The following is a 3,009-nucleotide window of genomic DNA, read 5'->3' on the forward strand; positions in this document are numbered from 1 at the left end:
GAGACGACGGCTCGTCTCATCGGCACGGTGCCAGTCGAGGATTTCCGCCTCCAGGTGATCGATCTGTCGTTGGAGTGCGTCCAACTGGGTGACAACCGAGAATAGGGCGGATCGGGCGTGCTCAGGCAAGTCGTCCTGCTCTTCATGCAACAGTTTAGTGAGTGCCTTTACGCCTCCGGGGCCTGTGGCAGTGACCATCCCATATTCGGCCAAATGGGCGCGAAGCGCATTGATCAGGGCGGTTCGCTGACGGACGAGAAGGTCCCTTGTCTTGTGCAGCATGAGAACGCCCTGCTGCTCTCGGCTTTTAACTGCGACGAAGCGCATGGTCGGCCGCGTAACCGCCTCGCAGATTGCCTCCGCGTCGGCGGCATCAGTCTTTCCGCGCTTCACATAGGGCTTAACGTAGGCCGGCGGCATCAACCGAACCTCGTGGCCCAATTCCTAAAGTTCGCGTGCCCAGTGATGGGCAGACGCACAGGCTTCCATACCAACTAGACTTGGCGGCAAAGCCGAGAAGAATGCAAGTACCTCCCCACGCCGCAGTTTACGGCGGATCGCGACCGCTCCTTCCGCGCTTGCGGCATGTACCTGAAAAACTCTCTTCGCGAGATCGAGACCGACGACTGTAATATCCTCGAACATGATGTGGCTCCTTAGACCTGGCTTAACAGCCAAATCATCGCACACTACGCCGGTGCAGGGGCCGTCCACAGCATCAGGTCAGAACGGCGGGAAATAAAAGGGAGACGATGTTTGAGAAGGCGACGCATCGTGGCGGGTGTCCAAGACTGCCAGAACGTCCAGGAGGAACGATATGCCATGACGAACGATGCCGACGTCATCACTCTGCGTCCGTCGGAATCTTCTTATGACCCTTTGAGCGATATTACTCTTGACGTGATGCGGCGAAAGCTGGCGATCGCGCTTCGGGCCGCGGCCGCCGCTTTCGTCGCTCAACATGCCGAGGGGTCTCTGCCGGATGGCTGCCAACGCGTTGTGCGACACGGCTTTGGCCTGGGCGGTCCATCCAGACCGGGATCGGCGCTCTGATTGTGCGCCACCCGAAGGTGCGTAACCGGGGCGTGGCAGCAGGACTATGACCGCTCGCAGCACCGCGATCTCTCGGCGCGCCGCCTTATGGAAAATCTGAACAACGCCTTGTGCTGTGCCGACGCGCCGATGTGAGGGCCATGCCAGGCATCAGGCCGCTTGTTTCCAGCGGCTTTCGGGCTGCTTCGGCCGCTCGGTTGGCGGACAGGCCAATTCCGGACGGACTCGTCCTCATGCCATCAACCTCCGTCGCACCAGAAACAGGTTACCGAGCGCGAACAGCGTGAAGAGCTGGGCGCGGTTCTTGGCGAGACCCCGGTAGCGGGTCTTCATGTAGCCGAACTGGCGCTTCACCACCCGGAAGGGATGCTCGACCCTGGCCCTGACCATCGCGATGATGCGGTTGATCCGCGCGTCGATCGGGTGCAGGTCGCTGCCCTTCGGGGCCTTGCGCATCACACCCCAGACCTTGCCCGATCCCGTGAACGCCGCCTCGCGCCCGGCGTTGACATAGCCCTTGTCGGCCCAGACCGACGTCTCATCGCCGTGGAGCAGTTCATCCCACACACGACTGTCATGCACCTTCGCTGTCGTGGCCTCGAGGCTGTGAACCGTGCCGCTTTCCGCGTCGACCCCGACATGGGCCTTCATGCCGAAATACCAGTCGTTGCCCTTCTTCGTCGATGACATCTCGGGATCGCGCGCCCTGGCCTTGTTCTTTGTCGACGACAGCGCGTCGATGATGGTCGCATCCACCAGGGTTCCCGAGCGCAAGGTGATCCCCTTGTCGGCCAGATGCGCGCTCACCTCCGCGAAGATCGCCTCGGTCAGCCGATACCGTTCCAGCAGGTGGCGGAAGTTGAGGATCGTGGTCTCGTCAGGGATACGGTCATCGCCCAACTCGATCCCGGCAAACCGCCGCATTGCCTCGCTGTCGTAAAGCGTCTCCTCGGCCATTGGATCGCTCAGCGCATACCAGTTCTGCAGGAAGTAGACCCGCAACATCGTCTCGAGCGGCATCGGCGGGCGCCCGCCCCTCGGGCCGGCCTTCGGATAATGGGGCTCAATCAGCGCGAGAAGCTGGTCCCACGGAACCACCGCATCCATCTCGGCCAGGAACCGCTCGCGCCGTGTCACCTTCTTCTTCATCGCATCACGCAGACCGGGAATGGCGGGCTGTTTCGGCATCGGCAGGACTCCTATGGCAGACGCCCCAAACCTATCAGATCAGGCAGAAAGTCGCAGGTTTTTCAGACGTTCCTTATCATGATCACGCCGCGTCGTCCGGATTCCGGCATAACTCTATCGAGAACATGGTGCAGCGGACGACGGAGGTGACGCTCGACAATGAGATGCTGCTGGACTCGAAGAACCAGTGGGTTTACGCCGGTGTTGGTGCATCGTACCGTACAGAGGTCCGCGAAGAATGTGCCGAAGGTGTTGATCGAAGAGCAGAAATGGACGTATCTGGACGAGCGTAACTTCATTCGATATGAGAAAAAATATGATTGATAGTGACATAATTTCCAAAAAGTGTCGCCAAGAATTAAACGAAGTTGGCTTTTAAGGGGCGTAAATATATGATTCCTCGAGGAACATTCGCGAATACCGAAAACGCTAAAAGGTTTCTGAGCGTTTGGGAACCGCAATCGGACCAAGAGGTGCGGGTAGCAATAACGCAATTCTGCCGCCACCAAAGGTGGGATTGCATTGATGAATTTATCCATGCCCTGAAAAGGTCTAGAGCGCGATCCGATCTTCATTTAGAATTCAAAGCTGCCGTAAAGATTTCGCAAAGTGACTATGGATCTGCCCTCCGCCTAATTGATGCCCGGGGACCTGAGCTTAACCGCCCATTTGACCTGCCACTGAACTTTCATCCAGCCGGAACCGGAGTCCTTTGGGTTCATACGCCGACAAGCGCAGGTGGAGCAACCGAGAGATGCGCGGAGCTTT

The 3,009-nt window shown here is 58.8% G+C and carries 1 protein-coding gene and 2 pseudogenes; 1 reads left to right on the plus strand and 2 read right to left on the minus strand.

From position 1 onward, the window contains the following. Positions 1–645, minus strand: a pseudogene (locus ACH13J_RS18180) (IS110 family transposase); the annotation flags it as partial. Positions 646–822: 177 nt separating this feature from the next. Between ACH13J_RS18180 and ACH13J_RS18185 the strand changes: the two are divergent. Further along, positions 823–1,082, plus strand: a pseudogene (locus tag ACH13J_RS18185) (IS256 family transposase); the annotation flags it as partial. A 202-nt stretch (positions 1,083–1,284) separates the two neighbouring features. Here the strand turns inward: ACH13J_RS18185 and ACH13J_RS18190 are convergent. Then, on the minus strand, positions 1,285–2,241 hold the full coding sequence (locus ACH13J_RS18190; protein WP_397544758.1) for an IS5 family transposase: 957 nt from the start codon (positions 2,239–2,241) through the stop codon (positions 1,285–1,287). Positions 2,242–3,009 lie beyond the last annotated feature (768 nt).

Source organism: Roseovarius salis, assembly GCF_044472985.1.
Classification (GTDB): domain Bacteria; phylum Pseudomonadota; class Alphaproteobacteria; order Rhodobacterales; family Rhodobacteraceae; genus Roseovarius; species Roseovarius salis.